The organism is Sporomusa sp. 246TCP1 (assembly GCF_057319775.1).
In genome coordinates, this window is record NZ_CM170492.1 from 1,500,621 (window position 1) to 1,526,663 (window position 26,043).

Consider the following 26,043-nt stretch of genomic DNA (forward strand, 5'->3'; position numbering starts at 1 on the left):
TATTGCGTTTTATGAAAAGCCTGTTATTGGTAACGGTGATGTTGTCATGTCTTTTTGCTTTTACGACTCCGGCATCGGCGATGACTTTTTCCGCCGATATCTACAGCTCCGACGGACAGAACGGAAAAATTTATATAGACACGGATAAAGTAAGAATGGAAACAAAAGAAATGATTAGCATTATACGCCATGATAAAAAACTTATCTGGGTGCTAATGCCTGAAGAAAAGCTGTATATGGAACGAGTATTAAACTCTGACAACATAAAACAGAAGTATCATATTCCTTCAAACGAACCAGTATCCAATGAAACCGAGCGGGTTTTTATTCTTCGTGAAACAATCAACGGCTATGTTTCCGACAAATACAAAGTAACCATAAGTAAGCAAGAGTCACATTATGAATGGATTTCGGGCGATCCTGGCATAACGATGGCGGTCAAAACAGCCGCAATCGACGGAAGCTGGTGGACCGAATATCGTAAAATCAGCCTTGCCACCCCAAATCCAGCTTTATTCGAAATTTCTCCTGAGTACACTAAAATGAATATGCCGAGTATTGGCAGTTTCATGCCGTATTAACAAAATAATATAGGAAGCATAGGGACGTTCATTTTGCTTCCTCGATGAGGGAGTGTTGGAGCGGGTTAGTTATTGGGAATGACAACAGGGGCGTTCCTGTTTGTCACACAACTGTCTCCGTTAAAGATGACAAACTGGGAACGTCCCCAATTGTCTATTTTAAAGATGACAAACTGGGAACGTCCCCAATTGTCTATTGTCTACAATTGTCTAAAAAGCAGATCGGCAACATCGCCAAGGGCTTCGCGGCGACGTCCATAGCGGCGAAGCTCAAGGGAGCTGGAGGGGGAGAAGTCGGACATCGAGGGCCCTGGTGCTGCGGGACTCGCGGCAGCAAAAGGAAATCAGCGATGTCGGACGGCGGGCTCTGTTCGGGATGTTCCGCCAATACATCAGGTAAAAGAAACGTCCCGGAGATCAGGAAGTTTATCGGCAGCTACGTCGAGATGGTCCTCTTTTTAACACTTTCTAAAGTTTTTGACACTCTGTATAGCATTAGATTTCTTTTGCTATACAATTTTCTTAATTCATATCTGGTATTGTACGCTAATGCGTACTAAAATAATAATAATCCAACATTTGCCTCAATCATACAAGGGGGAGGATCATATGGAATACATGACGGTGCAGGAAGCGGCGGGAAAATGGGGTGTATCTGTAAGGCGCGTGCAATATCTTTGCAAACATAAGAAAATACAAGGAATCGCCAAGCTCGGAAAGTTCTGGATCATCCCCAAAGATGTCGGTAAACCAAGGGATAGCAGATATAAATTAAATGAAGAAAAGCAAAATGACATTATTCAACCTATGCAATCGCTGGGTGAAAATATCGAGATGCTTTCAAAGATTATAGAATTTTTTCCTTATCCAATTCACGTATATGCACCGGACGGCACGATGGTTTTAACCAACGAAGAATGCTTGAGGGTAATGCATATACCATCAAAAGATAAAATTGTTGGGGAATTTAATGTGTTAAGGGATCCTATTATTGATAAATGGGGAGAAGATACGAGAAAACAAATTTTAAGATCATTTCAAGGTGAAATCGTTCAATTTCATGATTTGGTAATGCCTATCCAAAATATATTGCGTAGATTTGAATTAAATGAATTGTGTTCTGACATTAGTTTTCAAAATATTACATGCTTCCCTATTTATAATGATAATCTTCAGCTGGTTTATGTGGTGCATGTTTTCATTACATCCAAACTATATAATAATGGGGAAAAGATGGCTAAAGTGAAACAATACATAGAAAAACATTGGCTTGAAGAATTTGACTTGAACAAAATAGCTCAATCAGTAAATTTGAGTAAATATCACTTCTCGCGTCTTTTCAAAAAAGATACCTCTATGACTCCCTTCAACTACTATCAGGAAATCAAGATGAGTAAGCTGAAGGATAAACTTTGCGACAAAAGCCTTTCCGTTAGCGAAGCTTTTTCTGCCTGTGGTGTGGATTACAATGGAAATTATGCTAGAGTATTTAAGGAAAAGTTTGGTATGACACCTTCTCAATACCGAAAAATGATTGGACAAAAATAAAGAACACATATACAAAAAGCTTCCGTATACCTGTAAGGACATACGGAAGCTTTTTGCATTAAATCGAGCAATATTCGTACTGAAAAGCACTTGTATTTGGTATATGTTTCTCCTATTATTCGGTAATATAAAGACAATAATGCATTAAGGAGGAGATTATGATGATTTTACGTAAAGTTTTGTTGGTGTTCATGTTGGGTTTATTTCCGATTGCTATAGCTTTTGCCAACCCGGATAACGGTAAGGATGCGCCCTATTTTTCCCGAATGCCAAACTATTATGTAGCCGAGAGTTTACAGCAGGAGTATGATTTCCACGTGTTCGTCACACCTGATGGTGGTGAAGTCAGGGTTGAGGGCAAAAAAAATATTGTTGAATATGTTCCCAAAGACGAAAATAACCCGCCTTCTGTCCTACAGATCATCCGCAATTATGCCAATGCGGCAGTCAGCAAGGGTGGAACGGTGCTGTACACACATGATGATGGGACTCTTACAGCTAGTATGCAAAGCAATGGCAAGGAAGTCTGGCTGGAGGTTTTGGCATGGACAAGCGGGGAGTACCGTGTGACTATCGTTGAGAAAGAGGCAATGCGTCAGGACGTTAAAGCCAGCGATCTGCTTAGCGCGCTGAATAATAACGGGCATGTACCGCTGTATATAAATTTTGATACAGGCAAAGCGGTTATTAAGCCAGAGCATCAGCCGGTAATCAATGAGATAGTTGCGTTGCTGAATCAAACCCCCGGTTTGCGGTTGACTATTGAGGGATACACCGACAATGTCGGCGACCCGGACAGCAATAAGACGCTGTCGGAGGAGCGCGCCAATGCGGTGCTGAACGCTCTGGTGCAAAAGGGCATTGCCACCGATCATCTTCAAGCGGTGGGGTGCGGACAGGAAAAACCGGTGGCTGATAATTCGACCGACGACGGGCGGGCGAAAAACCGCCGGGTGGAGTTGGTAAAGAGATAGAGCACGCTTTCGTGCTTCAATGATGAAGAAAAGCGGTATTTAAATCAGGAGGTCAGTATGAAAAAAGGAAGTAGGTTGGTTGTGATTGTCGTGCTTGTATTGCTGTTATGCCAGGCGGCAACTGCCGCCGCCGAAATCAGCGGCGCCGGGCTGGCGGCGATGTTTCCAGGGGGGAATGTTGTAGAAAATGCAACCTTCAACGTGCATGGAGAGGGATATTGTGGCTCAGAGATTATCGTGACAATCCCATATAAAGAGAAGCTTTCCGGTGCGGATCTAGAGTACAATGTGCATTTCAAAATCTGCAAGCAGATTTTGGATTACTGCAGGGAACAAAGCGAGTTAGCAGTAAAGGAGAAACTAGCGCTGTTTGCTAATGGTTCTTATTTATATTGGGGAACGCCCCTAGAGTTTAAAGAAGCGGGTTCAGACAACGGGATAATCACTTGTACTAATATTGTAGCTACAACGACTGTCGACTGGCCACAAAAGGCAGCAGCGGTCGGCGGGATAGTTTGGTTTCAGCGCACTACGCATGTTGTTGAAGGAAGCCAACAAATTTATTACGAATGTCATTATGCAACGCGAGTTGGCGATTTTGTAGCTACGCTTGATGTCAACATTCCCGATTCCAGAGGACAGGCTGATGAGTGGTTCCAGCAGTTGATCGCCGCATGCAAATAGTGCGGGTAAAGTAGGGGCGATATGCCGATCCTGAGCGAGCGCGGGCGGTTTTACAACAGATTAATTGGGTTGCCTTAAAATGTCTGCTCGGCAGCTAAAAACTATGTGTTTATTTGAGATAGGTGAAAAAGAAAGGAGATGATTGGCATGAATGGAGTGGAAGAGCAGCTTAGTAGAATTTTTAATGACAAGTTGCCGGGATTATCAGGCAATGCCAAGGATATAGTGGCAAAGGTCATGCCCTGGATTCTAATCGTTCTTGGGACTGTTGGCCTGTTGGCTTTGCTTTCGGCCAGCGGTTTGTTCGGTTATGTCGGGATAGTGGGATGGGGATATGTCGCCGGATATAGCTTTTTTCTGATGCTCATCTTTGCATTTTCTATGGCTATGCAGGTGATGACTCTTGCCGCCGGTTATTTTATGTTGTGCCGGCAGCTTAGAGGTTGGCGACTAGCCTTATATTCCCTGTTGCTGGGTGCTGTAGTTCATCTATTTTCGTTCAGCATTTTTGGCATTGCTTTGGATTTGCTGGGTGTTTACCTGTTGTTCCAGATAAAGGTATACTATTTTAGAGTTTACAATAATTTTGACGGAGGGGTATAAATGAAAAGGCTATTGATGCTATTCTTGGTAGTTGCATTTATGACAGCTAGTTTGTGGTTTGCGGGGTGTAGCGGGAGTGAAAAACAATCTGCAGCCACTAAACCAGTAAAGGAAGAAACGGCTGTCGAGCTTTTGGCAAAAGGAAGTAATTTGCCCGGTTTTTCGTCCGATGTTATCATAACTTCTAAAGAAGGTAAAATTAGCGGCAAGATGTGGGTCGGCGGCAAAAGCATGAGAAGCGAGATGGTAGTGCAAAATCAAAAAATGGTTACAATTATCGACGGCGAAGCTAACGCGGCTTATATGTGTAATACTGAGCAAAACATGGCTGTTAAGATACCGTTTGATAAGGCTAAGTCTGATGCGCCTGACCGGTATGCTCACGATGTCGATGCTGCCAAAGTTACTATGTTGGAGATGACTGTTTACGAAGGCGTGAAATGTAAGGTTTTGTCTGTAAGAGAAGATAAAGAACAGTCCAAGCTGTGGGTGAGGGAAGACTATGGTATTCCGCTGCGGGTGGAGACAAACGACGAAAATGACGATAAGATGATCGTTGAGTATAAAAACATGAAGATCGGCCCGCAATCGGAGGATATCTTCAAACTTCCGTCAGGGATGCAAATAAGTGATTTTGGCGATATGACGGAAAAATAACTGCAGTATCGGCGGTGACGTGGAGGCGATTTAGTTAAAAAAAGTTAGTGCGCTATTTTATCGTTCAGCGCTAATTTGTCGATAGTTGTTGTTTTGCCAATATTAATTATATTGGCAAAACAAATCAGGTTTGAATAGGAGAAATTTATGTTGAAACACAAATCATGTATTTGTATGTTAACCCTTGCTCTGTTGATTGGTTTTTGATGCCAATCGGCGATGCCAATCGGGACGGTTCCGCCTGACAACGGAATTTCACTAATTTGTTTTACCGATTATCGAGAGTGCGATGCCAATCGGGACGGTTCCGCCTGACAACGGAATTTCACTAATTTGTTTTACCGATTATCGAGAGTGTAACTCATGGGGACAAAGGAAGACAAGTATAATCCAGGTGATGGTTCCTGATTTGCGGAGGATGGAGATATCGGTAACAATTTTGTTCCGCAATAATACGGAAAATAAAAACACCGCAAAGTAACGTCCGGACTTTAGTTGGGCAGATTTTTTTAATATACAAGCAGCTGGGAAAGATGAAAGTTGCCAGTTGCTGAGCAAATCGTATGTATGGGAGAAAACATATGCGAAAAACAAAGAAACGAGCGCAACGGCTTCAGTCAGCCCAGCTGTGGATGTCATAGGAGGCGACGAGCTACCTATGGGGTGCAGTTTAATTATCCGCTATTAAACTTTCCGGGAGGTAGTTTTTTTGTTACCGGTAAAAAAGGTGGCTGTTTTTCTTATGATGCTTGGCATGAAAAAAGGCCAAAGTATCCTTGAGTTAATGGATAATAACGAAATCAAAGCTGTTGTTTCTGAAATTCGGAGCCTGTCGGCGGTTTCACCAGAATTGCAAAAAAGCGTCTGGGCAGAGTTTAAAGAGTTAGGTTTTGAAGAAAACATGAGACCTTCTGAAATATTAACTGTTCTACGATTTTTATTTAACGGCAGCAAGATAAGCAATAAAGGGGATCGGCGATATGATTAGTAGCTTTCCGCCGTTGTTTGCGCTATTCATTCTATGGAATTTAGTTACATTTCTGATGGTTATGCTGGACAAGCGCCGGGCTCGCAGGAATGAGTGGCGCATCCGTGAGCAAACTTTTTTCGTTTGTGCTGCAGCCTTTGGAGCGTCAGGGATTTTGCTGGGCATGCACGTTTTCCGCCATAAGACACGCCATAGATTATTTACTATAGGCATACCAGTGTTATGTTTGCTTAATCTTATTGTTGGATATTTTTTGTGAAGTTAATAGCCTAAGTAAAAACATACGGACGCAAACCTTGTGTTATCGCTATAAAAATAGATTTGACCAAAAATGGAGAACTACAGTTTAACTCCTCTTTACATCCAAGAACATTTGTTCTATAATAAAACCGAACAAATGTTCCGAGAGTAAGGGGGCTTTTTTTGTCTCGAACAATTTTGCATGTAGACCTAAATTCGTTTTATGCCCCCGTTGAATTAATTCACAGACCGGAGCTTCGAGACAAGCCGGTCGCTGTATGCGGTGATGCCGAAGCCCGTCACGGTATAGTGCTCGCGAAGAGCGAAATGGCAAAGAAAGCTGGTGTAAAAACAGGTGACGTAATCTGGGAAGCTAGGATAAAATGTTCGGGATTAGTGACTCTGTCGGCTGACTTTCACAAATACCTTCGTTTCTCTAGGAAGGCTCGGGCGATATACGCGGACTATTCGGATCAGATCGAAGAATGACAACAGGGACGTTCCCTTTTGTCACACAACTGTCTCCGTTAAAGATGACAAAATGGGAACGTCCCCAATTGTCTCCAGGTTTTATACTTGACACTCCTTGTTTTATCTTAGTACGCAAGTTAAGACTCCCTCCTCTACAAGCGGCGTAATTCAGGTGGAGTAGACTCTCCACCTGAATTTCCCAATGTTTTAGCCTTGCTGAAACGAGTTCACTGATATTGGGCTTTAGCCTACGACGAAGCAAAGCGCATGCGTAGGGTATAAAAACCTCGCATGCGCTTTTGATTTTGTTTATCTGGTTGCAAGGAAGGTGGCTGGAAGTGCGGACATGGAACCTTTATGGCGTTTTGGCGGATGTGGATTTTCCGGCAAGGCCGTAGGATGGTTCGGCTAGAATCAGGGCATGTTCATGAAAAAAGTTTAGGGTTAAAAATAACAGATTCCATATACGCCAAATCCAATGAACATCGATAGCGTTTTCTCTGAATGGACATCTTAGATTCGTCCAATTTTAATAAATTAGCAGATAATCTCCGTAGTTGAGACAGATTTACCGCTTCCATATTCAACCGTGTTAACCATTGATCTTCACGAAAACCCACATCTAGTACCCAGTGTAGATTATTTTCGATTCCCCAATGGGAGCGAGAGGCTTGGGCAATTTCTTCCACACTTCCTTGAGCGCTCGTGATATAAAGGCGAATTTCTGTGGGTGTTTCGGTATCACTTTTAATGTCAGTCCTGCGGCTTTCTGTCATAAGTAACCCAGACAATCCAGCCCATTGATTCTTATTTTGAAACCAATCCAAATTACGAAATAAGTAATAATGGCGTTCTTCTATCCGACCATGTCCCTTTTCAATGGTGCGGTACATTTCATATTGGTCTTTTTCCAGCGGATCTTGGAGGACAGACTGCGCATATTCAAGAATCTCTCGGTGCATTGTTTCTTGATTTCCTTTGAGCCCAATAAGATAATCCGCTTTCTTTTCGTTTATGATTTTTTTAACCAGTTCTTTCTGACATCCCATGGCATCCATTGTGACAATAGCGCCCTTTATATCCAATAAATCTAACAGCTCAGGAATAGCAGTAATTTCGTTACTTTTAGCTTGAGTATTCACCTGTGCTAAAGAAATTTTTTTTCACTACACCAAGCACCGACCATATATATTAATCCTTTTCTTCCTTCATTATGGTAGGTGCCGGCAAGCGCCTTCCCATCTATAGCAACTACCCGTCCTTTACTCACCACTTCAACATGAGACATGATTTGAGAAAACAATACAGCAAACGCTTTAGGCTGCATGATTTGCAAAACTCGTGCAAAGGTCAAACGGCTTGGAATACCGTTTTCAAGGGATAAAAATCTTTGCAACCACTCTGTTCTTACTACTGCAAAATCATAGATTTCTAAAGCGCTATTGGCATTACACGTAACCGCCAACAAGCAAATAATCAAAATATCCGATAATTTATGTTTTACCTTCCAAGCTTGTCTGGGATCGGGCATTTTTTCCATTATAGCAATGATGTTTTCCATCTTCTTCACCTCATTACTATAATTTTCTATCTTTACATTTTTTCCTGCTTTTTACCTATTTAAATTTCATGAACATGCCCTGGGCTAGAATACCGCTCTATTGAAAGATATAACAACTTATAGTATTATTAAGTCTAAATAGCCTGAAAAAAGGATCAAGGACGCTGCAAAGCCCTCCGGCGAAAGACCGTGAAAGGGCAAAGGCAAAAGTTGTAATATATCGGGGAACGGCGGGGTGGTATTGTTGGCGGACGGTGAAAGCGGCAAAAGTCTTTTTTTCATAGATCAACTGGATCAGCGCCGGCTATCCGTAATTATGTTTTCTCTGTTCTCCTCCTGGCAGTTGGCCTTTCTTTTTGAGGGGCAGGTTTTGTACGCTCTGGCCAACAGCTTTGGGATTGATGCGCGCAACCTGATCTTTGGCGCTATCGCCGCTCTTTTAGCGGGGTTGTCTTTCTGGGGATTTATCATCAAGACTAGTCAGGCGGCTAAGCGGCTAATGTTGTTTTCTTTTGCTTTTTTCATACCGGCAACCGGCGTATTTTTTTTCAACCCTTCCCTCCTCTGGCAGTCGTCTTTGTTTTTCAGTTCCTTTTTGGCCGGGGGGTGCGTAGCGGCCTGGGGCTTTTTTTATAAAAGCTGTACGCCGCCCCATGAGCGGCTGAAAACCGCCGCGGAAGTGCTGATTTATTCCAACATGCTCATGATTTTTATTAATATGACCGCCATCCATCTGTCGCTTTACGCCGGTCTGGGTTTGTCCATGCTCATGCTGGGCGGTGCATTGCTGCTTGCATTTCAACTTCCCGCCGATGCCCTGGTTACACCGCCTGGTAAGGCCAAAATGGCGGTCAGTGTTGCCAGGCCCCTGGCTTTATTATGCTTATTTATTACGGTCATCACCATCAACTCGGGTCTGATGTATCAAGTGATCAACCCCGCCTTTGCCCACCACCGGTGGCTGGCGAGCTGGTACTGGGCCGTCCCGTATATTGTTGCTCTTTATGTCATGAAGAACCTGCGGCGGCAAACGAATCGAACCTACATCCTTTATGTCGCCATTGCTATGATCGGCTTTGCTTTCATCAGCTTTATGATCGTCGACCGTTCGACAGGCAGTTACCTGCTGGTCAATACCCTGATGCTGGGCGCCTGCGGAATATACGACTTGTTCTGGTGGAGCATTCTCGGTGAAATGCTGGATTTTGCGCAAAATCCAGCAAAAATCTTTGGGGTGGGGCTTTCTGCCAATGTGCTGGGCGTATTGCTGGGCGGACTGATCGGTAATGCCATTACCGCATCCGCCTTACCCAGTCACAACTCTTCGGCGCTGGCCCTGGCGGTAGTCTGCGTCACACTGGTCATTCTTCCCCCGCTTCATAAACATCTTTCCGTCCTGTTAAAAGACCACGCTTATCTGACCGTATTTCCGGAAATGCCGCCGGAGCCGCAAAGCAGTATGGCCAACAGTATTGTGCTGCTGGGACGGCTCACGGATAGGGAAAAAGAAATCGCGGCTCTGCTCTTTCAAGGAAAAACTTACCGGATTATTGCCGGGGAATTAGCTTTAAGTGAAAATACGGTTAAAACGCATATCAAAAACATTTATGCCAAATACGAAATTCAAAGCCGGGCTCAACTTATAAAGCTTATGCTGGAAGATCAATATCCCGCGCAGAAGTAGCCGGAACCCCCTCTGAAAATGGCATTTCAGCCCTCCTCACCCGAAAAGGTGAGGTTTTTTTGCGGTCATCACCCATTCAGGTGACTATTGTTGGCCCGGGAAGTCCGATATAATAAATGGCATAAGACTACCGGAAAGAGGGGTGTTAGTGGTGAAAGCGATCAGATGGAGGGCCTGCTTGCTGATTATAGCGACCGGCGCAGGTTTCCTGGTTTCCCTGCTTATTCTCATGCTGGACGGTGTTATCCCTGTCTTTCACCCGAAAATGTTTTTGGGCGTTGTAATATGCGCGACCCTGTTTTTCGCCATCCTGTCAATGCAGGAGTATAAAAAGCTGAGAATCGCGGAACTGATTATCGAAAACCAAATCCTGCATATTCAGTCTGCCATCATTGGTGCCGGCGTCTACGGACCTGACGGCGCGTCATCAACCGGCGGCATAGAGGTTTTTATCTCCTGTTTCGGCATTTTGCTGGATAGCAAAATTATCAAGTTCAACTTGGACGGGATTTATCTGAAAGGCGTGGAAATCGGGCGTGAATACATGTGCCTCATTTATGGTACAAAATTCAGCACGCAAAAAACGCGTATTCTCTACGGGGCGCCGGATAGCCGTGAATTGAAAAGAATCGTCGAAAGTTTTCGCTATGAGACAGGCGTAGTTCCCGTAATAATGGACTGAAATAAATATAAGGAGGGATTGGTATGCACTGCCCGCATTGCGGCGAGACCTGCCCGGAGAATGAGCACTTCTGTACATTCTGCGGCGGCCGACTAAAACCGGAATCGCCAACTTCTTCAAAGTTTAAGGCCTGTCCTGTCGGGTTTTCATCTAGAATAAACGATCCGGCTTTCGCCCGGTATGTCAGGCACACCTACCTTTGGTCGGTCATCTTTGCCGGTATGCTGGCTGTTGCCGCCATTATCGGCTTTACCATTGCCGGCGAGGTCGGATCGGAAATGGAAAATCCCGAATCAATGTTCATCGGACTTGGAATTGGCGGCATGTTTCTGGTCATAGCTCTGCTGCAGATTCTGGGGAGAAAAAAGAGCAGAACCTGGGACGGGACGGTAGTGAACAAAGAGGTCAACTATGGGAGAGACAAAAACGGGAGAGATTACACGGAATACGTTGTTGTGGTCGAGGATGAGCGCGGAAAAAAGTATTGCAGTATAGTAAAAGACGACGACGCTCGATACAATTATTTCCAAATTGGAGACCGACTGCGGCATCATGCCGGACTGAACTCCTATGAGAAATACGACAAGTCGCAGGACAGCGTCATTTTCTGCAACGCCTGCGGGGACATCTGGGATATTGAGGAGGACGTGTGTCCCCGGTGTAAATGCCCGTTGCTAAAATAGGGCCTGGAAGTCGAAAAAAATTTAAGAAAAAATGGAGAAAAAAATGGACTACATACTCAATGGTGCGCCGCAGTTTCCGTATTTTCAAAATGAGACGGTCAATGGCCTATGAAACAGCGATTTTGTGAAAAATGCGGAGAAAAAGTGCCGGGCAAGATCCTGTTCTGTGAAGTATGCGGAACCCGGCTGGCGCCGACCGCAACAGCGGCGGTCAAGGACGATGCTCCGCCGGAAGAGAAGCACAGCGTATACGCGGAACCCGGTCTGCCGGAAAATATGCCGGAAGCGTCCGCTCTTGCCGTGAGCCCCGGCATCCGGCAGGATCAGCACGGAACATACCGCTGGCTGGTGGAAATCAATTTGCTTAAAGACAGTACCATTCCTTTAACAGTATGGAAAATTTTACTGCTGTGCGGTCTGATTCCATTGGCTTTAACTATAATTCTGGCCATTGCCGAGGGAAATCTGACTGAAAACCTGGTCTCTATTTTTAGTCTGTTCGGGCTGGTAGCCGCTATTATGACTGCGTTGGTCGCCGTTGGCTACTATCTGGTCTTCATCCCCATCCGGGGTGTCCGCTATCCCGTGGTTTTCGAGATGGACCAAAAAGGAATCAGCCATATTCAAATGCCCAAGAAGCAGGATAATACAGAATTGCTGGCTTGGCTGGGCATCCTGGCAGGCGCTTTGGCAGGCAACCCCACCGTGGTGGGCGCCAATCTGCTGGCGACATCCCGAAAACAGCTTTATACCGAATTTAAAAAGGTGCGGAAGATCCAGGTGGACCGCCGGAAGAAGATTATAAAGCTGATTGCCTCCGACATGACCCGCAACCTGATTTACTCTTCCCAGGAGGATTTTGAATTCGTGCAAGAATGGATTCTGAAACATTGCCGCCGGGACGGTGTTACGGTGAAATACAGGTAAGTGATCCTGCGACGCTATTTAAAAAGGAGGGACATCAATAACAAGATGAATACATTTGCGACAGATGAAAGGCCCCAATGGAAAGCAGCCCTGAATATGGTAATAAATCCCGGCGAGGTGGTAAAAAGTCAAATGTCCCGGGTGCCATGGCCTTATTCCATCCTTATATCCGGTTTATCCTTTGCCTTGTTTTTCTTGCAAACCGGCCTGGATATGCTGCGTTCAGGACAAATCGAAATAATAACGGTCATTCTTATTACGATGCTGGGCCTTTTCTACGGCACGGTCGGTATTGCCCTTCTCGCCGTAATGGTATGGGCGTTATCCCAGGCCGGAGAGCAGGGGTACAATATTGGCTGGGCCATATCCGCTTTTGCCCTGGGCTATTCCGCCACGCTGGTTTATGCACTGACCGGGATACTGTTCTCGGTGGCTTTGGGCTGGAAAACGGCTGTTGCCTTTGGCGTTACCGGGGTTTTATGGGCTTTGCGTCCCACTTTGTTTACGATTAAACAGATGTCAGGTGACCGGACGGCTTTCAGTGTGGCCATGTCCACTCTCTGCGGGGCCATACTGCTGATGGGATGGTCTTTGCTGGGCCGTTTTGCCGGTTAAGATAGGTGTTAAATGAAAGATATTCGGGAGGCTGATGCGCATGGCGACGCAACTAGGCTATGCTGGTACTTCGATTGGAAAAAAAACAGTCTTTTGGCCGGCTTACCTGTGCTTTACGGTATTGGGAGTGTTGATTTCCTTTAGTAAATCAGATGTTCAAGCGGTTACCGTTATAGTATCGGTTCTGCTTGCTTTGACCGTGGGACTGCTGACCGTGAAGCTGCTTATTATACTGTTTAACAGTGGTAATCCAGTCTTGCGGACGGAAACTGCCGGTCAATTCGCCCCTGAAGCGGTGAGCGCCGGCATGTTGTTTATGATCCCCTTCACCGCATTGGCGGTTTTGGCGCAGCTGTTATTAAACTGGGATGCGGTGATGCCGTTTGCTTCGGCGGCCATCATGACAGCCGCCGCCACGGCCGGAACAGAAGTGATGAAAAAAGGCGCCCAGGGAATCAAAAACGTGTTGATCCCCTCAGGCCTGGCGTTTGTGCTTTCCACCGGCTGGATGATGCTGGTGGCAATGCTGCCGTAAAGATGAAGGGGGGGAAGTTTGTCGATGCTAAACCTGACAGGAAATATAAAGCGAATTAAAAAAAATCTGGTGGGGACAGTTGTTTTTTGCATGGTGTTTATGTTGCTGGCAGCAGGTTATCCCGGAACAGCTTTGGCCGGAAGCGTTGGGGATGTGGTTGCTGAAGTGGCCGGCCGAAATTTTAAATCACCCAGCACTTACTCTGGTATTGAAGAAACCGAGTCGGGTGGTAAATTTAGATATAGTACAGCCAGAGGCAGCGGCGGTGTTCATATTGGTATAAATGAACCGCTTGAAGGAACGGACATACAGGTGCTAATTAATTTGCACGATTTTGGCGAAGGCGAAATATTGGTTTCCCCCATGCAGGGTTATGAAATAAAGCAGAGGGCTATGCGGCGCAATTTCCCCAATGACACTATTGTGTGGGCAGAGTTGCCGGGCTATTTGGTTACGGCCTCCATAAAAAATACCGGCAGCGGTAAAGCGGCCGATTTACAGAAGGCCAAAAGCTTAATCCAGCAGATGGTTGAGGGACTAACACGCAGCGGTCTGGTGAAACCGGCAGTTCCGGATAACTCCAAAAAGACTGTTAAGAGCAGCGACCAGTCGGCTCCCGCTCCTTCGACGGCGGTTACCGGCAAGCCGCTGGAGGAATCTACGTTGGTAGCCAATACCATGAATATTGCCGGAGTATATAACAAGCCTACTACACCGACAACTTTTACCCTCAGCCAGCCGCAGCTGGTAACCGGTATAGTTACCTATCACTGGAATAATGGTCGGGGGGCGGCGCCGGGCAGCATCGCGCTGCGGGACGGCAATGGCAAGGTATATGGCCCTTGGCAGGCCGGCTCCCGGCCGGGCCAGGGGGGCGTCCCCAACGCTTACTGGGAAGTAGCGCCTAATATCATTATTTCGGCCGGGACCTATACGATTATCGACTCGGACCCGGCCACCTGGGCGCAGAATACGCAGTCCGGCGGACGGGGCATGGCGGAAGTAAAGGCTACGCCACACTTTGCAGTGAACGACGGCCATTCTGGCAGTCGTTCGTCACCCGGCGGATGGACGTCAAGCCCGGCCGGAGTCGGTTCGGTCGGCAACATACCCGGTCCCTCCAATACCACCGAAGCAATCGTCGGTGTGGCGGTGCCGGGCTTGATCGCCACCGGCCTGGGGGCTTTGGCCGGCTTGGGCGGAGGAGGCGGGGGCTTTGCGCCTTCGGGAGGAACGCCTTTATCGCCGACTGGCGGAGGCTCATTTCCCGGGGCGGGAGGATCTTATCCGGGAGCGGGAACTGGACAGCCCGGCGCAGCGCAAACAGTCAGCCAACTGGGCAGAAGAAGGCAGCCGGAAATCATCATTGATACGGCTGATATGGGTCAAGGGGCTATCACTACCGGGAAACAGGCAGCTTCGGAATCCGAGTTAATCGTGGAGACAGCTGCTGAAGAAGCCGCGCTGCGGATTCAACCGGAGTCCGGCATAATAATTGAAACTGCTGCTGAGGCCGGGATTTTCATTCAAACAGAGCAAAGCGCACAGCCGCCTTCGCCGGAAGCAGGCGTCTCTGACACGGGCATATTAATCGATACCAGCGCCATTGAGGCTGCCGGTCCGGCTGCCGACGCAATTAGGTCTGAAACAAAAATTGCGACAGATGCGCCGGTTGAAAATGCCGCAGAGAAAGGGCCACAGACGGCGGACGAAGGCGCAGGCCCGGATGATAAAGAAGAACTGGCTGAAACTTATGATGAAAGTGGTTTTGACCCTGAAGGCTATGATCGACAGGGCTTTGATAAGAATGGTTATGACCGGGCCGGCTTTGATAAGGCTGGGTTTGACAAAGCAGGGTTTAACCGAGAGGGCTTCGACCAGGCCGGCTTTAACAAAGAAGGTTTTGACAAAGCGGGCTACAATAAAGAGGGCTTTGATGCCGCAGGCTTCAATAAGGAAGGTTATAATAAAGCTGGGTTTGACAAAGCAGGGTTCAACCGGGAGGGCTTTGACCAGGCCGGTTTTGATAAAGAAGGCTTTAACAGAGAAGGTTTCGACAAAGCGGGCTACAATAGAGCGGGCTTTGATGCCGCAGGCTTTGATAAGGAAGGCTTTAATAAAGCGGGCTTTAACGCCGAAGGTTATGACCGGGCAGGCTATAATAAAACTGGGTTTGACAAAGCAGGGTTTAACCGTGGGGGCTTCGACCAGGCCGGCTTTAATAAAGAAGGTTTTGACAAAGCGGGCTTTAACGCCGAAGGTTATGACCGGGCAGGCTATAATAAAACTGGGTTTGACAAAGCAGGGTTTAATCGTGAGGGCTTCGACCAGGCCGGCTTTAATAAAGAAGGTTTTAACAAAGAGGGTTTTGACAAAGCAGGGTTCAACCGGGAGGGCTTCGACCAGGCAGGTTTTGATAAAGAAGGTTTTAAGAAAGAAGGCTTCAACAAAGCGAATTTTGATAAGGAGGGCTATAATAAAGAGGGCTTTGACGCTAAAGGTTTTGACCGGGAAGGCTTTGATAAAGCGGGCTTTGACAAAGAAGGTTATGGGCGCAACGGTTTTAACGCCCAGGGTTTCGACCGGGAAGGCTATGACGTCAACGGCTATAATGCCAAAGGGTTTAATCGCAGTGGCTATGATGCCAAGGGCTACAATGCGGCCGGCTTTGATAAGGAAGGCTTTAATAAAGAGGGCTGGGATGCTGAAGGCTATGGTCGGGACGGGTTAAACAAGGAAGGCTTTGACCGGCAGGGGTATGACAAGTCCGGTTATGATAAACAGGGTTATAATCGTGAAGGGTATGACAAACAGGGTCGGCAGCGGGAAGGCTATGACGAATACGGTTACGATAAGAAAGGCTTTAACAAAGACGGCTTCGACAAGGACGGTTATGACCGGGAAGGCTTTAATTATGAAGGCTACAACCGCAGTGGGTATGATCCCTGGGGCTATGACAAACGGGGCTATGGCAAGGACGGCTACCACTGGAGCGGTTACAACGCCGACGGATACGACCGCAATGGGCGGCATTGGAGTGAGAATCCATATAAGGGAGACGGTAATCCGTTCAATGTCCTTACCAGCAACGCCCAGCGCACTTTTGGCGAAGGAAAGGTCATCCCGCACGGCACGACCGAGATTAGTGAAATAGATTGGCAGCCGAAGAAACCGCCTTTAGGGGATCCGTATCCTAAAACGGTGGAAAAATATGGGGCCAAACCCTGGACAGATGAGATACCGCGACCGGAACCGGAAAAACCGTCTGTTGCCAAACCGGAAGATTCAGGCGTTATCGGGCCGGAGGACCCTATGAACACGCTGAAACAGCACGGCCAGGATAAAGACGCCCCCGCGGCCGGTGAGAAGGGAGGATTTGTTCCCGCTGCAGAACCGGAAGGGGCGGATAGGCCGGCTATCCCCGGAGAAGGAGCGCCGGTTCCTGAGGATACGCAAGCCTCGGAGCCCGGCACACCGGGATGGCCTCAAGCTGGAGAAAAACGCATCCTAGTAGGAAAAACGGACGGACGCAGCATTGAAATTGAATATGATGGTAAAACCGGCGAATGGGTCAATACAGAAACCGGCAACAGCTTTGACCCGGACAAATTTGAGCATTGGCAGGACGACCTGGCGGAAGACCGGAGACGGATCGCGGAAGATATAGAAAAGATGAGCCAGCGCCAGGATGCCCGCAGCCAGGCCGTCGACCAGAAACTGGCCGAATGGAAAAAGCTGGAGCAAATGCAGAAAGCGGCTGATAAATATAACATTGGCGAACCAGGCGGACCCGGGGATGTTGACAAGGCCATCCAGAAGCTGAAAGATGATATGCTGGCCGGAAGAGAATTCGACCAGGAACAAGTGGATAAGATCAGGCGGGTAATTGATAACCGCATACTGGGAAAAACAACTGCCGATACCGGGGATCGCTGGGAAGAAGTCCCCTGGTACAAAGACCTGGAGTCGGCATTGAAAGCTAATGCGGAGACGGCCAGGGAAGTAGTGACCGGCGAAAAAGCTGACGGCAGCATTTCCTGGGTGGGGATGGGAGCCAGAGCGGCTATCGGAGCAGCCACCGGAGGTTCTTCAGAGTATATCATGACCGTGGCGGAAGCCATGCATCGCATCAAAAATTCGGTAGACAAAGGCGAAACGGATTTTCGGGCTGTTGCCAAAGCTATCGGACAACTGATTCTGGAAGAAGCGGCCGGAGAATTAATTGGCGCCGCCGGGGGCAAGGCCATGCAGCAGTTTGCGGATACATTCCCCAACTTCGCACAAAAGGCAGGAGATGTAGCGGAAAAAATCGGCTTGGCCGTTGCCGCCGGCGATCAAATCGCCAGCAGCAAACTGGGGCTCATCAGCAAACAAAGCGCCGAGGAGGCGCTGGCGGACCTGGCCAAACGGCTTGATGACATCGGTGCCGACGGGCTAAGAAAGGTTCTTGACGATAAGATTGCCGGGGCGGGTCTAAAAGTGACCAGCGCGGACGACTTTGCCAAAGCCTTTGGCAAACAAGCGGCGGACGGCGGTGATGATCTGGGCAAAGCAATCGGCAAGGCGGCCGCAGGCGGCGGTGACGATATGGCCAGAGGAGCCGGCAATGCGGTCAACGGGCCTGACCTGCCCGGCCACAAAGTGGCCGGTGCAGCAGATGAGGCGGCCGGGGCCGCGGGGAAAACTGCTCCTGCTGATAGACCGACCCGGGGCGCCCGTACAGAGACGGAAGTGTTAAATGACCCGAAGGCAGTGGCAAAAGCGGAAGATTCTCTGCAAAAGAAGATGGATGACTTTGATAAGCTGCCTGAGGCCAAAAAGCAGGAACTCATAAAGGATCAGACCGTTTATGACGAATATCGGCTGCAAGCCGAAGAGAAAAACTGGGAACTGGCCGACAAAGTACAGCGGGGCGAAGAACTCAGCGTCGACGATGTCCTGAAAATGAAAGCCGATCCGGCGGCGATGCGGAAGCTGAAAGATATGCAGAATATGGATGGCCTGGGAGCGGAATTGGGAGAGTCGGGAGCCATCAATGTGCAGAAAAAATTTAATGAAACCTTAGAAGGCAGAGTATATGAACCCAGCCGCACAGAGGTTGTCGATTCGCTGAAGGGTAAATACGGAGAAGTCAGGGTGGAGACGGTTAGGACGCCCGGCAAGGAATATCAGTCCTGGGACATCAACACCGACAACGATATTATCGCCCTGCGTAAAGTAAATGGACCCAATGGTCCGGAATGGGTGGAGATACCCCGCAGTGAATGGGAGGATATCTATTTTGAGTCCTATGCCAAGCATACCGGCTTTGATCCCCAGGATGCGGCCCGCAGGTTTCCTGATGAAAACTGGCATAACATGTCTCCGGCGGAACAGTACCGCAAGTGGGGAGAACTGCACGGCGAAAGTCCCACCGATGTTGCGCATCTGGAAGCCGGCCGGGATTTCAGCAATCAGAGAACCTGGATTAGAAAAGACGGCGATCTCCCGGGACGGCCCATGATTGAGGCTACACCGGATGAGATTGCACGCGGTGTTGAGACCGTGACGATTGACGGCAGGCAAATGCGGCCGGCCAGCGGCTCCGAACTGGTCCAAAGGGGGCAGGGGACCTTGCTGGATTCGGAACAACTGGGCATGATGGAAAAGTACAAAATCGATCATTACTGGGAAAAGGGCGATATCAAGAGCCAGACCGAGGCCATGGAGCAGCTGCGCAAGGCTGGATCCCAGGCGCAGAATCTGGAACAGGGCTATCGAAATATGGGCTATAAAATTGTCGACATGCCGGAAAATATGAAGAAAGGCCTTGCTGTGGTCAATGACAGCAGCCTGTCTCCGGTTACCCGGGCCGCCCGTTTGGCGGAGCTGGGCTATGACAGCCCGGGGGATTTTGTAGATAAACTGACCAGCCGCATCGGATCGCTAAGAGCGGCCAGGAAATAGGGAAATGAAAACATCAGCGATTATTGAGCAGGTAAGGAGGCATGAAAATGGACATGAATCAAGGCCCGGCGAACGTGGAGGTTTTCAAACTGGCGCCGGGGGATATCGACCATTTGTTCAGACGATCTGGCCTGGCCGGCAATCCTTTGTCAGTCTTTCGATATAACGCGGAGCAGGCGGCGGTCAGCAGTCCGTCAGCCTGGTTTAAAGCTTTGGCGGAAAGTCCCGCATTCCAGACCATTGCCCGGCAATTGCTGGAGCCGGATTTAAAGATTTCCTTCCATACCGGCGGGGCCAATGCGGCGGAAGATCAGTATTACGCCCTGCTGTCCAAGGCAACAAGTACGGTTTTAGCACAGTTTAGCAACGCCGAGGGAGATTTGCTCCTGTTGTATTTCCCCGGGGAAAAAGCCTTTCTGGAATGGTGGGCTGGCACTTACGCCTCCCCGGGTATGGAGGACTATCCGGCGGTATTCGGCAACGGTATTTTGGAAAGCGAGGTTCTGATCTGCGCCCTGCATTGCGTGGATATGTATCGCCGCTTTTATCTGGAGAGCATGCTGGATTTTCGCAGGGTAGTAGATGTAGCCGTCAGCAGCGCGGATTTTGTGCAACTATTGAAACGGGCCCTGGCCAGCGGTGATAAGCGCTGGCTGCTGCCGGCTCTGTTTGAAATTACGCCGGGCCTGAAGAGCATTCCAGTAGCCTTAAAGCCGGAACATTTGCAAAAAATTGAGGAACTGGGCTTTATCACCAGCAAAGATGCTGTTTTCACGCTGGCGGAACGCTCCCGGCAGATGGGGACAGAATTTATCAGCGCCTGGATGAACGCCACCGGCTGGCAGGCCAGTGCGTTGATCAAAGGGGAGGAAAAGGGCCTGTCCCGGGTATTTCTGGCCGCAACCGCCTTTACCAATCACCTGTTTTCCTTTGAAACCGGCAGCGGGGGAGAAGGTCGCTTCCGTCACCAGACCGCCAACGCATCTGAACTGGCAGGGACTTTGCTGCAATGGACGACTGCTTTGCGCCGGGCGGCCGCTGTTCCTGTCGACGCAGGGGCGGCGACCGGGGCCGGACCGCAGCGGAATTTTTGCGGGCAGTGCGGCGGAAAGATTAGCCCGGACAAAAAGTTTTGCGGTCATTGCGGGGCTGCCTTATGAAACAAGGATTGCGGGGTGAAGGCGTATGAGGCAAAGAAGGAGGAAGGGGAATGTTTGTCGGAATGATTGTCGGCGGCACTTTAGTGCTCCTTGTGGTCCTATTTTTAATTGTTACCTATAACACTTTGGTGCGCTTGCGGCAAAGGGTTCAGAATGCCTGGTCACAGGTCGATGTTCAGCTTAAAAGGCGCTATGACTTGATTCCAAACCTGGTAAATGCGGTTAAAGGCTATGCGCAGCATGAGAAAGATACGCTGGACAGAGTGACCCAGGCGAGAAATATGGCGATAGCGGCCGGGAGCGTGACCGAGCAGGCCCGGGCGGAAACCATGCTAAGCGGAGCGTTAAAGTCGTTGTTCGCAGTGGCCGAAGCCTATCCCGAACTAAAGGCCAATACGAATTTCCTGCAGTTGCAGACCGAACTCAGCGATACGGAAAGCAAGATTGCCTTTGCCCGCCAGTTTTACAATGATACGGTGCAAAATTTCAACACGAAAATAGAATTGTTCCCGGCGAATCTGGTGGCCGGCATGCTGGGGTTTGCGATGGTTGATTATTTTACCCTGCGGGAGGAAGCGGAAGCCCGTCAGAACGTGCAGGTGACTTTTTAAAGGAGATTTCTTAAATTATGAACAGAAATGGCGTTTTCCTGAAACATAAAATCGGCTGGTTTTGCCTGTTTTTAGGGCTGCTGCTGTTTTTGCCGGGTACCGCCCGGGCAAGTCGCTCGCTCAGCATGGAGCAGGTGGTTGTCGAGGCGGAAGTCCTGCCGGATGCTTCCCTGCAGGTAACGGAAAGATTAACCATTGACTTTTCCGGGAAGTGGAATGGTTTTCACATAAAAATTCCCCAGAGCGGCACGCCGGTCAGGGAAGTAAAGGTTTCGGAAAACGGCCAGCCCTACACCTTTAATCCCGGCACTAAATACGGCACCCCCGGCACCTTCCTGATTAAGGATGAAGGGTATCAAATAACGATTGACTGGAGTATCGCAGCTCAGGATGAAGTACGAACCTTCGACGTATCTTACCGGATTATGAATGCGGTTGCAATTCACAATGATGTGGCCGAACTGTACCGCAAGTTTATTGGAAGCGCGAATCCGCAAAGGATTCGCGAGGTCAGGGTTAAATTAAAACTGCCGGCGGGTGCGGAGCGCTTGACGCAGGGAAAAGACATAAAAATCTGGGGACACGGTCCTTTGCAGGGCGAAGTGGCCTTTGCCGGCGCTGATACGATAACGTGGCAGGCTTTAAAACTTCCTCCCTATACCTTTGTGGAGGGCCGGGTTGTCATGCCGACGGCGTTGTTTCCTAACGCCTCCTCCGCTGCTTATACCAACCGGGCTGCTCTTGCCGGCATCTTAGCGGAAGAAGAGGCCTGGGCTCAAGAAGCCAATCGCGAGCGCTGGCTGGCTCGGGCGGAAATAGCCGGGGCATTTTTGGTTATCGTATGTGCCGGCGGAGTGGTATTGCTTTTATGGCGCAAATATGGGCGGCCCTACACTGTCAAGTTTGACGGGACTTACTACCGCGAGCTGCCTGCGCCGTACAGCCCTGCGGAACTGAGTGTGCTTTGGAACTATAGCAAGGTGCAGGGGCATGATCTGACTGCTACCATACTGGACTTGGCCCGGCGCAAATTCTTGCGGATTGAGGAAGAACACGTCAATGTAGGCAAGCTGCTGGGCAACAGGGAAGTAAAAACCTATCGTCTCACTTTTCTCGACGCGCCGCAGCCGGGTGCTTTGCGGAATCCGGCAGAAGCCGAACTGCGCGCGCATGAGCAGGATCTGCTGGACTATCTGCGTCATACGATTGCCGGCGACCGTGAATATTTATTTTTAGCTGATATTGAAGCCTTTGCCAAAAGCCGCAGTAGAGATTTTTACGGGTTTTGGCGATCATGGGTTGCAGGCATAAACGAGCAGATGGAGCAGGCCGACTTTTTTGACCACAGCGGCAATATGCCTCTGGTTACTGTTTTGAGTGGACTGCTGCTTTTTACACTGGGAGCTATCGTCATCTTCAATAGCTTGATGACCATACTGGGAGTGTCCCTGCTGATCGCCGCAGCCATTATCGCCCTGATACCGCGTTCATTTAAGCGGCGCTCACCGTCCGGGCAGGAAGATTTCGTACGCTGGCAGGCTTTTAAACGCTTCCTCCTGCATTTTTCGCAAATGCAGCGTTATGAAATACCCAGTCTGATCATCTGGGAACATTATCTGGTTTACGCAGTGACCCTGGGAGTGGCCCGCGAAGTCATGAAACAACTGGAGCTAGTATTCCCCAATCTGCAGGACGGCAATTACCGCTTTGGCTATGGCTGGTACAGTTACGGAGCCCATACCGGTTTTGACGCCTTGCACGGCTCCTTTAGCGATATAGAAGATGTCGTGGAGCGTTCAATTAAAACCGCTGAGAAAGCAATAAGCAAGTCGTCCTCAGACTCCGGCGGCGGGGGCGGCTTCTCCTCTGGCGGAGGTGGTGGAGGTGGCGGTTCCAGCTATGGAGGACGATAGGAAATGCAGTCTGCTACTTAAAACATAGACAAATATATCCATGTTAAGAAAATTACTGTTTCATCGTGTCCGGTTTTGCCGAAGCTACCACCGTTTATATAACACTCCGCAGCCGTAAATTCCCGACTAGCCATCGGTACACATATACAATAGCTTGATTATGCTATCTTGTATATTTTGGCATTTGCAAGATTTATACTAGCGTTCAAATCGCGGTCTATTACTAATCCACACTCTTGGCAAGTGTAAGTCCTGTCAGAAAGTTTTAGGTCTTTCTTGATATTTCCGCAACACGAACAGGTTTTTGACGATGGATAAAATCTATCAACCACCCTTAATTCAATGCCGTTATCTTTGCACTTACACTCTAGTTTTTGCTTGAAGCAATAGAACTTTTGTTCCGCTACTGCTTTTGCTAAATGCCTATTCTTCATCATGCCGCTACTATTCAAATCCTCAATAGTAATATGAGAGGGCTTGGTTTTCGCTATCTCATTAACCACTTTATTGGTGTAATCATTACGGATAGTAGTTAGCTTGTAATGAATGGCTTGTATTTTCTTAACTTGTTTTGCAATGTTTGCAGAGTAAGTAGCAGTTTTTTCACCTCTTTCCTTTTTGTGTTCATACTTTCTCGATAAACGTCTTTGCTCACGTTTTAACTTCCGTTTGAGTTTACGAACCGAATTTGTCTTATTGATATTCTTGAATACCTTGTTATTGCTTATTGTTGCTAATGTCTTAATCCCTAGGTCAATGCCAATGCCATTAGTCGGTTCAATATCTTCTTTTGGTTTTTCATTACTATCAATCAGAACAGATATAAAATATCTTCCTGCTTGCATGGATGCAGTTCCACTTTTAACTACTTCATTAGTAGGTATATAGCCTTTTTCTTTGAGTTGAACAACGCCAATAGTAGGTATTTTTACTCTATGCCGTTCAACCGTCCAATCAGTTTTATTGTTTTTAGGGAAATAAGATTTAACATCTTGGTTTTTCTTTTTCTTGAATCGTGGGAATTTGCTTTCGCCTTTAAAGAATCGCTTAAATGCCTGTTCACCGTTCATTATTGCCTGTTTAACAGCTTTAGATGATACGCTTTTAATCCACTGGTATTCTGGATTATTCGGCAAGTATTCGTTGTTCAACCACTTGGAGAAATCCATACCAGACACAAACCGCTTTTCTTGCTCATATATCTCTTTGTTATGTGCAATGTAAAAGTTATAAACATATCGACAAGTACCGATAGTTTGACGGATTTTAGTTTTTTGCTCTGTCGTAGGATTTAGTTCAGTCTTATAGGCTCTTAGCATAAATCATTGTCCTCTTTCAATCTTTTTTTATACTTTCTGAGGCCATAAATTCTGCAAGAAAAAACATCAGTTATGCTAATTAAGTCCTGAACCAATTCCTGTTCTGGTGATAATTTTTCATTATTTACTACAACAAGTTCAACTCCGCATGATTTCAAAAATTCATCAAACCAACTATAACCAAATCGAATAAACCGATCTTTGTGTGCAACCAATACTTGCTTTACTTCCCTATTTCTACACATTGCAAGAAGCTCATTCCATTTTTTGCGATTATAATTCAACCCGCTACCAATGTCCTCTAAAACTTCATCTACTATAATCCCTTTAGAATTAGCATATTGTTTCAAAAACTCAACCTGATTAACCAAATCGTCTTTTTGCCCACGATTAGACACTCTAGTATATATAACTACTTTTCTTTTATTTTCTTCATGTTTAGAAGAATGACCAATATACGCTACATATTGATTATGCGTATAATACCTCCTGTTTGTTGGTGAACGAAAAGCGGTTAAAGTACCTTCGTTATCCCATCGTTGCAAAGTTCTTACTGAAACATTGATAAGTTTTACAAACTCATTAGGCTTGTATTGTTTATCCATGTCCATATTATGCCATTATTAGATATATTTGTCTATATTTTTATTAACTGTTCTCTTACTCCCTCACGTATGATGTTCGATTCTTTTTTATTTTATCAGAAATTATGTGTTTTTGAGAGTGATGGAGACCTTATAAAACAAGGAGTGTCAAGTATAAAACCCGGCACAAGTAACCGGTACCCCTCGTAAGTCCCGTAACCCCCGGCCTTTGCCGGAAAAAGCGTTCCGCAGGAGAAAAGCCGGGCGGTATTCCGTTAAAAAATCCGTACTGTTTGAGCGTAGCGAGTTTACGGATTTTAGGAATATCGCCCGGCTTTTCAGCTTTTGGAGGCTTGGGGCCTAGACCTTTTGTTACTTTTGGGGCAATGCCAAAAGTAAAACCTCGCACCTTGTGTGATGACATTGGGGACATTCATTTAGAAAAATGTCTTATGACAAAAAAGAAACGTCCCTAACTGTCACTATGAGCCACTCATTCCTACAGTGAAAAATTGACGGCGACAGGGAGCTGTGATTGTGCGCATAAGAAAATAAAAGCCGCCATCATTCGATGAAGGCAGCACTGTGTAAAACTAGCAGCAGAAATTTATTCTTATCACTTGGAAGAATATGCTATAATAATCGTACAGGCTGCTCGGGGGACGGTTAGCCCCTTCCTTTTAGGAAGGGGGTGGTAAGATGACTATTTATGAAGCATTGACATTTGCTGTCGCATTTGCCACGCTCATGGTATTGGTCACAACCAAAAAGAAATAACCGCCCCTGCTCAAAAGCGGCGGTTATTTCAATAACTAACGAACTTGGGCTAACCGTTTTCCGGTTAGACAGCCTGTGGGGCTGGCGTGTTAGCGCACGTCAGTCCTTTTCTATATTATACCCAGTGAAATAAAAATATGCAACCGGTCAGGAAAAAATCCTGTCTGTGGCTTTAGTTTACTTGCAATTCATTCGAAATGTATGAATTCTTTGCGGCGCTTTCTTTGCCCTGTTTTTGAGAGTTATGGAGGCATTATAAAACAAGGGGGTGGCAAGTATAAAACCCGGCACAGGCGACCC

The 26,043-nt window shown here is 47.5% G+C and carries 21 protein-coding genes and 1 pseudogene; 19 read left to right on the top strand and 3 right to left on the bottom strand.

The features are described from left to right. The first annotated feature begins 11 nt into the window (after nt 1–11). The 9 genes from AC1ECB_RS07555 to AC1ECB_RS07595 all read left to right on the top strand — a co-directional run bounded on the left by AC1ECB_RS07555 (nt 12) and on the right by AC1ECB_RS07595 (nt 6,764). Nucleotides 12–581, top strand: a complete 570-nt coding sequence (locus AC1ECB_RS07555; RefSeq protein WP_485669295.1) for a DUF4412 domain-containing protein — start codon at nt 12–14, stop codon at nt 579–581. Nucleotides 582–1,190: 609 nt separating this feature from the next. Next, on the top strand, nt 1,191–2,129 hold the full coding sequence (locus tag AC1ECB_RS07560) for a helix-turn-helix domain-containing protein (RefSeq protein WP_485668136.1): 939 nt from the start codon (nt 1,191–1,193) through the stop codon (nt 2,127–2,129). Between the two features lie 158 nt (nt 2,130–2,287). Further along, complete coding sequence (locus tag AC1ECB_RS07565) at nt 2,288–3,103, top strand: OmpA family protein (protein WP_485668137.1); 816 nt, start codon at nt 2,288–2,290, stop codon at nt 3,101–3,103. Nucleotides 3,104–3,160: 57 nt separating this feature from the next. Further along, nucleotides 3,161–3,787 (top strand): hypothetical protein, encoded by a 627-nt coding sequence (locus AC1ECB_RS07570; protein WP_485668138.1) that lies wholly within the window; start codon nt 3,161–3,163, stop codon nt 3,785–3,787. Between the two features lie 147 nt (nt 3,788–3,934). After that, complete coding sequence (locus tag AC1ECB_RS07575) at nt 3,935–4,390, top strand: hypothetical protein (RefSeq protein WP_485668139.1); 456 nt, start codon at nt 3,935–3,937, stop codon at nt 4,388–4,390. Further along, nucleotides 4,391–5,047, top strand: coding sequence for a LolA family protein (locus AC1ECB_RS07580; RefSeq protein WP_485668140.1), 657 nt, complete (start codon nt 4,391–4,393; stop codon nt 5,045–5,047). It begins immediately after the preceding gene. A 709-nt stretch (nt 5,048–5,756) separates the two neighbouring features. Next, entirely contained in the window at nt 5,757–6,035 is a 279-nt protein-coding gene (locus AC1ECB_RS07585; protein ID WP_485668141.1) for a magnesium and cobalt transport protein CorA, read from the top strand. Continuing rightward, entirely contained in the window at nt 6,028–6,294 is a 267-nt protein-coding gene (locus tag AC1ECB_RS07590) for a DUF1294 domain-containing protein (RefSeq protein ID WP_485668142.1), read from the top strand. Before AC1ECB_RS07585 ends, AC1ECB_RS07590 begins: the two co-directional genes overlap by 8 nt. A gap of 179 nt (nt 6,295–6,473) precedes the next feature. Next, on the top strand, nt 6,474–6,764 hold the full coding sequence (locus AC1ECB_RS07595) for a Y-family DNA polymerase (protein WP_485669296.1): 291 nt from the start codon (nt 6,474–6,476) through the stop codon (nt 6,762–6,764). A 407-nt stretch (nt 6,765–7,171) separates the two neighbouring features. On the opposite strand, the pseudogene AC1ECB_RS07600 reads toward AC1ECB_RS07595, so the two are convergent. Further along, nucleotides 7,172–8,307 (bottom strand): annotated as a pseudogene (locus AC1ECB_RS07600) (ISAs1 family transposase). 244 nt (nt 8,308–8,551) lie between these two features. Here AC1ECB_RS07600 and AC1ECB_RS07605 point away from each other — a divergent pair. From AC1ECB_RS07605 to AC1ECB_RS07650, 10 genes are all read left to right on the top strand, one after another. Next, nucleotides 8,552–9,991 carry a helix-turn-helix transcriptional regulator gene (locus tag AC1ECB_RS07605; protein WP_485668143.1) on the top strand — a complete coding sequence of 480 codons (1,440 nt, stop codon included), beginning with the start codon at nt 8,552–8,554 and terminating at the stop codon, nt 9,989–9,991. A gap of 178 nt (nt 9,992–10,169) precedes the next feature. Beyond that, nucleotides 10,170–10,673 carry a hypothetical protein gene (locus AC1ECB_RS07610; protein WP_485668144.1) on the top strand — a complete coding sequence of 168 codons (504 nt, stop codon included), beginning with the start codon at nt 10,170–10,172 and terminating at the stop codon, nt 10,671–10,673. 23 nt (nt 10,674–10,696) lie between these two features. After that, entirely contained in the window at nt 10,697–11,356 is a 660-nt protein-coding gene (locus AC1ECB_RS07615; RefSeq protein WP_485668145.1) for a zinc ribbon domain-containing protein, read from the top strand. Nucleotides 11,357–11,464: 108 nt separating this feature from the next. Further along, complete coding sequence (locus AC1ECB_RS07620) at nt 11,465–12,283, top strand: zinc ribbon domain-containing protein (RefSeq protein ID WP_485668146.1); 819 nt, start codon at nt 11,465–11,467, stop codon at nt 12,281–12,283. A gap of 45 nt (nt 12,284–12,328) precedes the next feature. Further along, complete coding sequence (locus AC1ECB_RS07625) at nt 12,329–12,898, top strand: hypothetical protein (protein ID WP_485668147.1); 570 nt, start codon at nt 12,329–12,331, stop codon at nt 12,896–12,898. A 40-nt stretch (nt 12,899–12,938) separates the two neighbouring features. After that, nucleotides 12,939–13,433: a hypothetical protein gene (locus AC1ECB_RS07630; RefSeq protein WP_485668148.1), complete on the top strand. Its 495-nt coding sequence runs from the start codon at nt 12,939–12,941 to the stop codon at nt 13,431–13,433. An 18-nt stretch (nt 13,434–13,451) separates the two neighbouring features. Next, nucleotides 13,452–19,379, top strand: a complete 5,928-nt coding sequence (locus AC1ECB_RS07635; protein ID WP_485668149.1) for a hypothetical protein — start codon at nt 13,452–13,454, stop codon at nt 19,377–19,379. Between the two features lie 47 nt (nt 19,380–19,426). Further along, nucleotides 19,427–20,539, top strand: a complete 1,113-nt coding sequence (locus tag AC1ECB_RS07640; protein ID WP_485668150.1) for a zinc ribbon domain-containing protein — start codon at nt 19,427–19,429, stop codon at nt 20,537–20,539. 50 nt (nt 20,540–20,589) lie between these two features. Continuing rightward, nucleotides 20,590–21,150 carry a LemA family protein gene (locus AC1ECB_RS07645; RefSeq protein ID WP_485668151.1) on the top strand — a complete coding sequence of 187 codons (561 nt, stop codon included), beginning with the start codon at nt 20,590–20,592 and terminating at the stop codon, nt 21,148–21,150. Between the two features lie 17 nt (nt 21,151–21,167). After that, the gene (locus AC1ECB_RS07650) at nt 21,168–23,063 is read left to right on the top strand and encodes a DUF2207 domain-containing protein (RefSeq protein WP_485668152.1); all 1,896 of its coding nucleotides are present in this window, start codon (nt 21,168–21,170) and stop codon (nt 23,061–23,063) included. Nucleotides 23,064–23,221: 158 nt separating this feature from the next. On the opposite strand, the gene AC1ECB_RS07655 is transcribed toward AC1ECB_RS07650, so the two are convergent. Both AC1ECB_RS07655 and AC1ECB_RS07660 read right to left on the bottom strand, forming a co-directional pair. After that, entirely contained in the window at nt 23,222–24,382 is a 1,161-nt protein-coding gene (locus tag AC1ECB_RS07655; protein WP_485668153.1) for an RNA-guided endonuclease InsQ/TnpB family protein, read from the bottom strand. After that, complete coding sequence (locus AC1ECB_RS07660; protein WP_485668154.1) at nt 24,376–24,987, bottom strand: IS607 family transposase; 612 nt, start codon at nt 24,985–24,987, stop codon at nt 24,376–24,378. Before AC1ECB_RS07660 ends, AC1ECB_RS07655 begins: the two co-directional genes overlap by 7 nt. Nucleotides 24,988–26,043: the final 1,056 nt, after the last annotated feature.

Bases quoted from the DNA above. Each gene is read 5' to 3' on its own strand.
- AC1ECB_RS07555 (WP_485669295.1), top strand. From the start codon at position 12: ATGAAAAGCCTGTTATTGGTAACGGTGATGTTGTCATGTCTTTTTGCT.
- AC1ECB_RS07560 (WP_485668136.1), top strand. From the start codon at position 1,191: ATGGAATACATGACGGTGCAGGAAGCGGCGGGAAAATGGGGTGTATCT.
- AC1ECB_RS07565 (WP_485668137.1), top strand. From the start codon at position 2,288: ATGATGATTTTACGTAAAGTTTTGTTGGTGTTCATGTTGGGTTTATTT.
- AC1ECB_RS07570 (WP_485668138.1), top strand. From the start codon at position 3,161: ATGAAAAAAGGAAGTAGGTTGGTTGTGATTGTCGTGCTTGTATTGCTG.
- AC1ECB_RS07575 (WP_485668139.1), top strand. From the start codon at position 3,935: ATGAATGGAGTGGAAGAGCAGCTTAGTAGAATTTTTAATGACAAGTTG.
- AC1ECB_RS07580 (WP_485668140.1), top strand. From the start codon at position 4,391: ATGAAAAGGCTATTGATGCTATTCTTGGTAGTTGCATTTATGACAGCT.
- AC1ECB_RS07590 (WP_485668142.1), top strand. From the start codon at position 6,028: ATGATTAGTAGCTTTCCGCCGTTGTTTGCGCTATTCATTCTATGGAAT.
- AC1ECB_RS07615 (WP_485668145.1), top strand. From the start codon at position 10,697: ATGCACTGCCCGCATTGCGGCGAGACCTGCCCGGAGAATGAGCACTTC.
- AC1ECB_RS07620 (WP_485668146.1), top strand. From the start codon at position 11,465: ATGAAACAGCGATTTTGTGAAAAATGCGGAGAAAAAGTGCCGGGCAAG.
- AC1ECB_RS07625 (WP_485668147.1), top strand. From the start codon at position 12,329: ATGAATACATTTGCGACAGATGAAAGGCCCCAATGGAAAGCAGCCCTG.
- AC1ECB_RS07630 (WP_485668148.1), top strand. From the start codon at position 12,939: ATGGCGACGCAACTAGGCTATGCTGGTACTTCGATTGGAAAAAAAACA.
- AC1ECB_RS07640 (WP_485668150.1), top strand. From the start codon at position 19,427: ATGGACATGAATCAAGGCCCGGCGAACGTGGAGGTTTTCAAACTGGCG.
- AC1ECB_RS07645 (WP_485668151.1), top strand. From the start codon at position 20,590: ATGTTTGTCGGAATGATTGTCGGCGGCACTTTAGTGCTCCTTGTGGTC.
- AC1ECB_RS07650 (WP_485668152.1), top strand. From the start codon at position 21,168: ATGAACAGAAATGGCGTTTTCCTGAAACATAAAATCGGCTGGTTTTGC.
- AC1ECB_RS07655 (WP_485668153.1), bottom strand. From the start codon at position 24,382: ATGCTAAGAGCCTATAAGACTGAACTAAATCCTACGACAGAGCAAAAA.
- AC1ECB_RS07660 (WP_485668154.1), bottom strand. From the start codon at position 24,987: ATGGATAAACAATACAAGCCTAATGAGTTTGTAAAACTTATCAATGTT.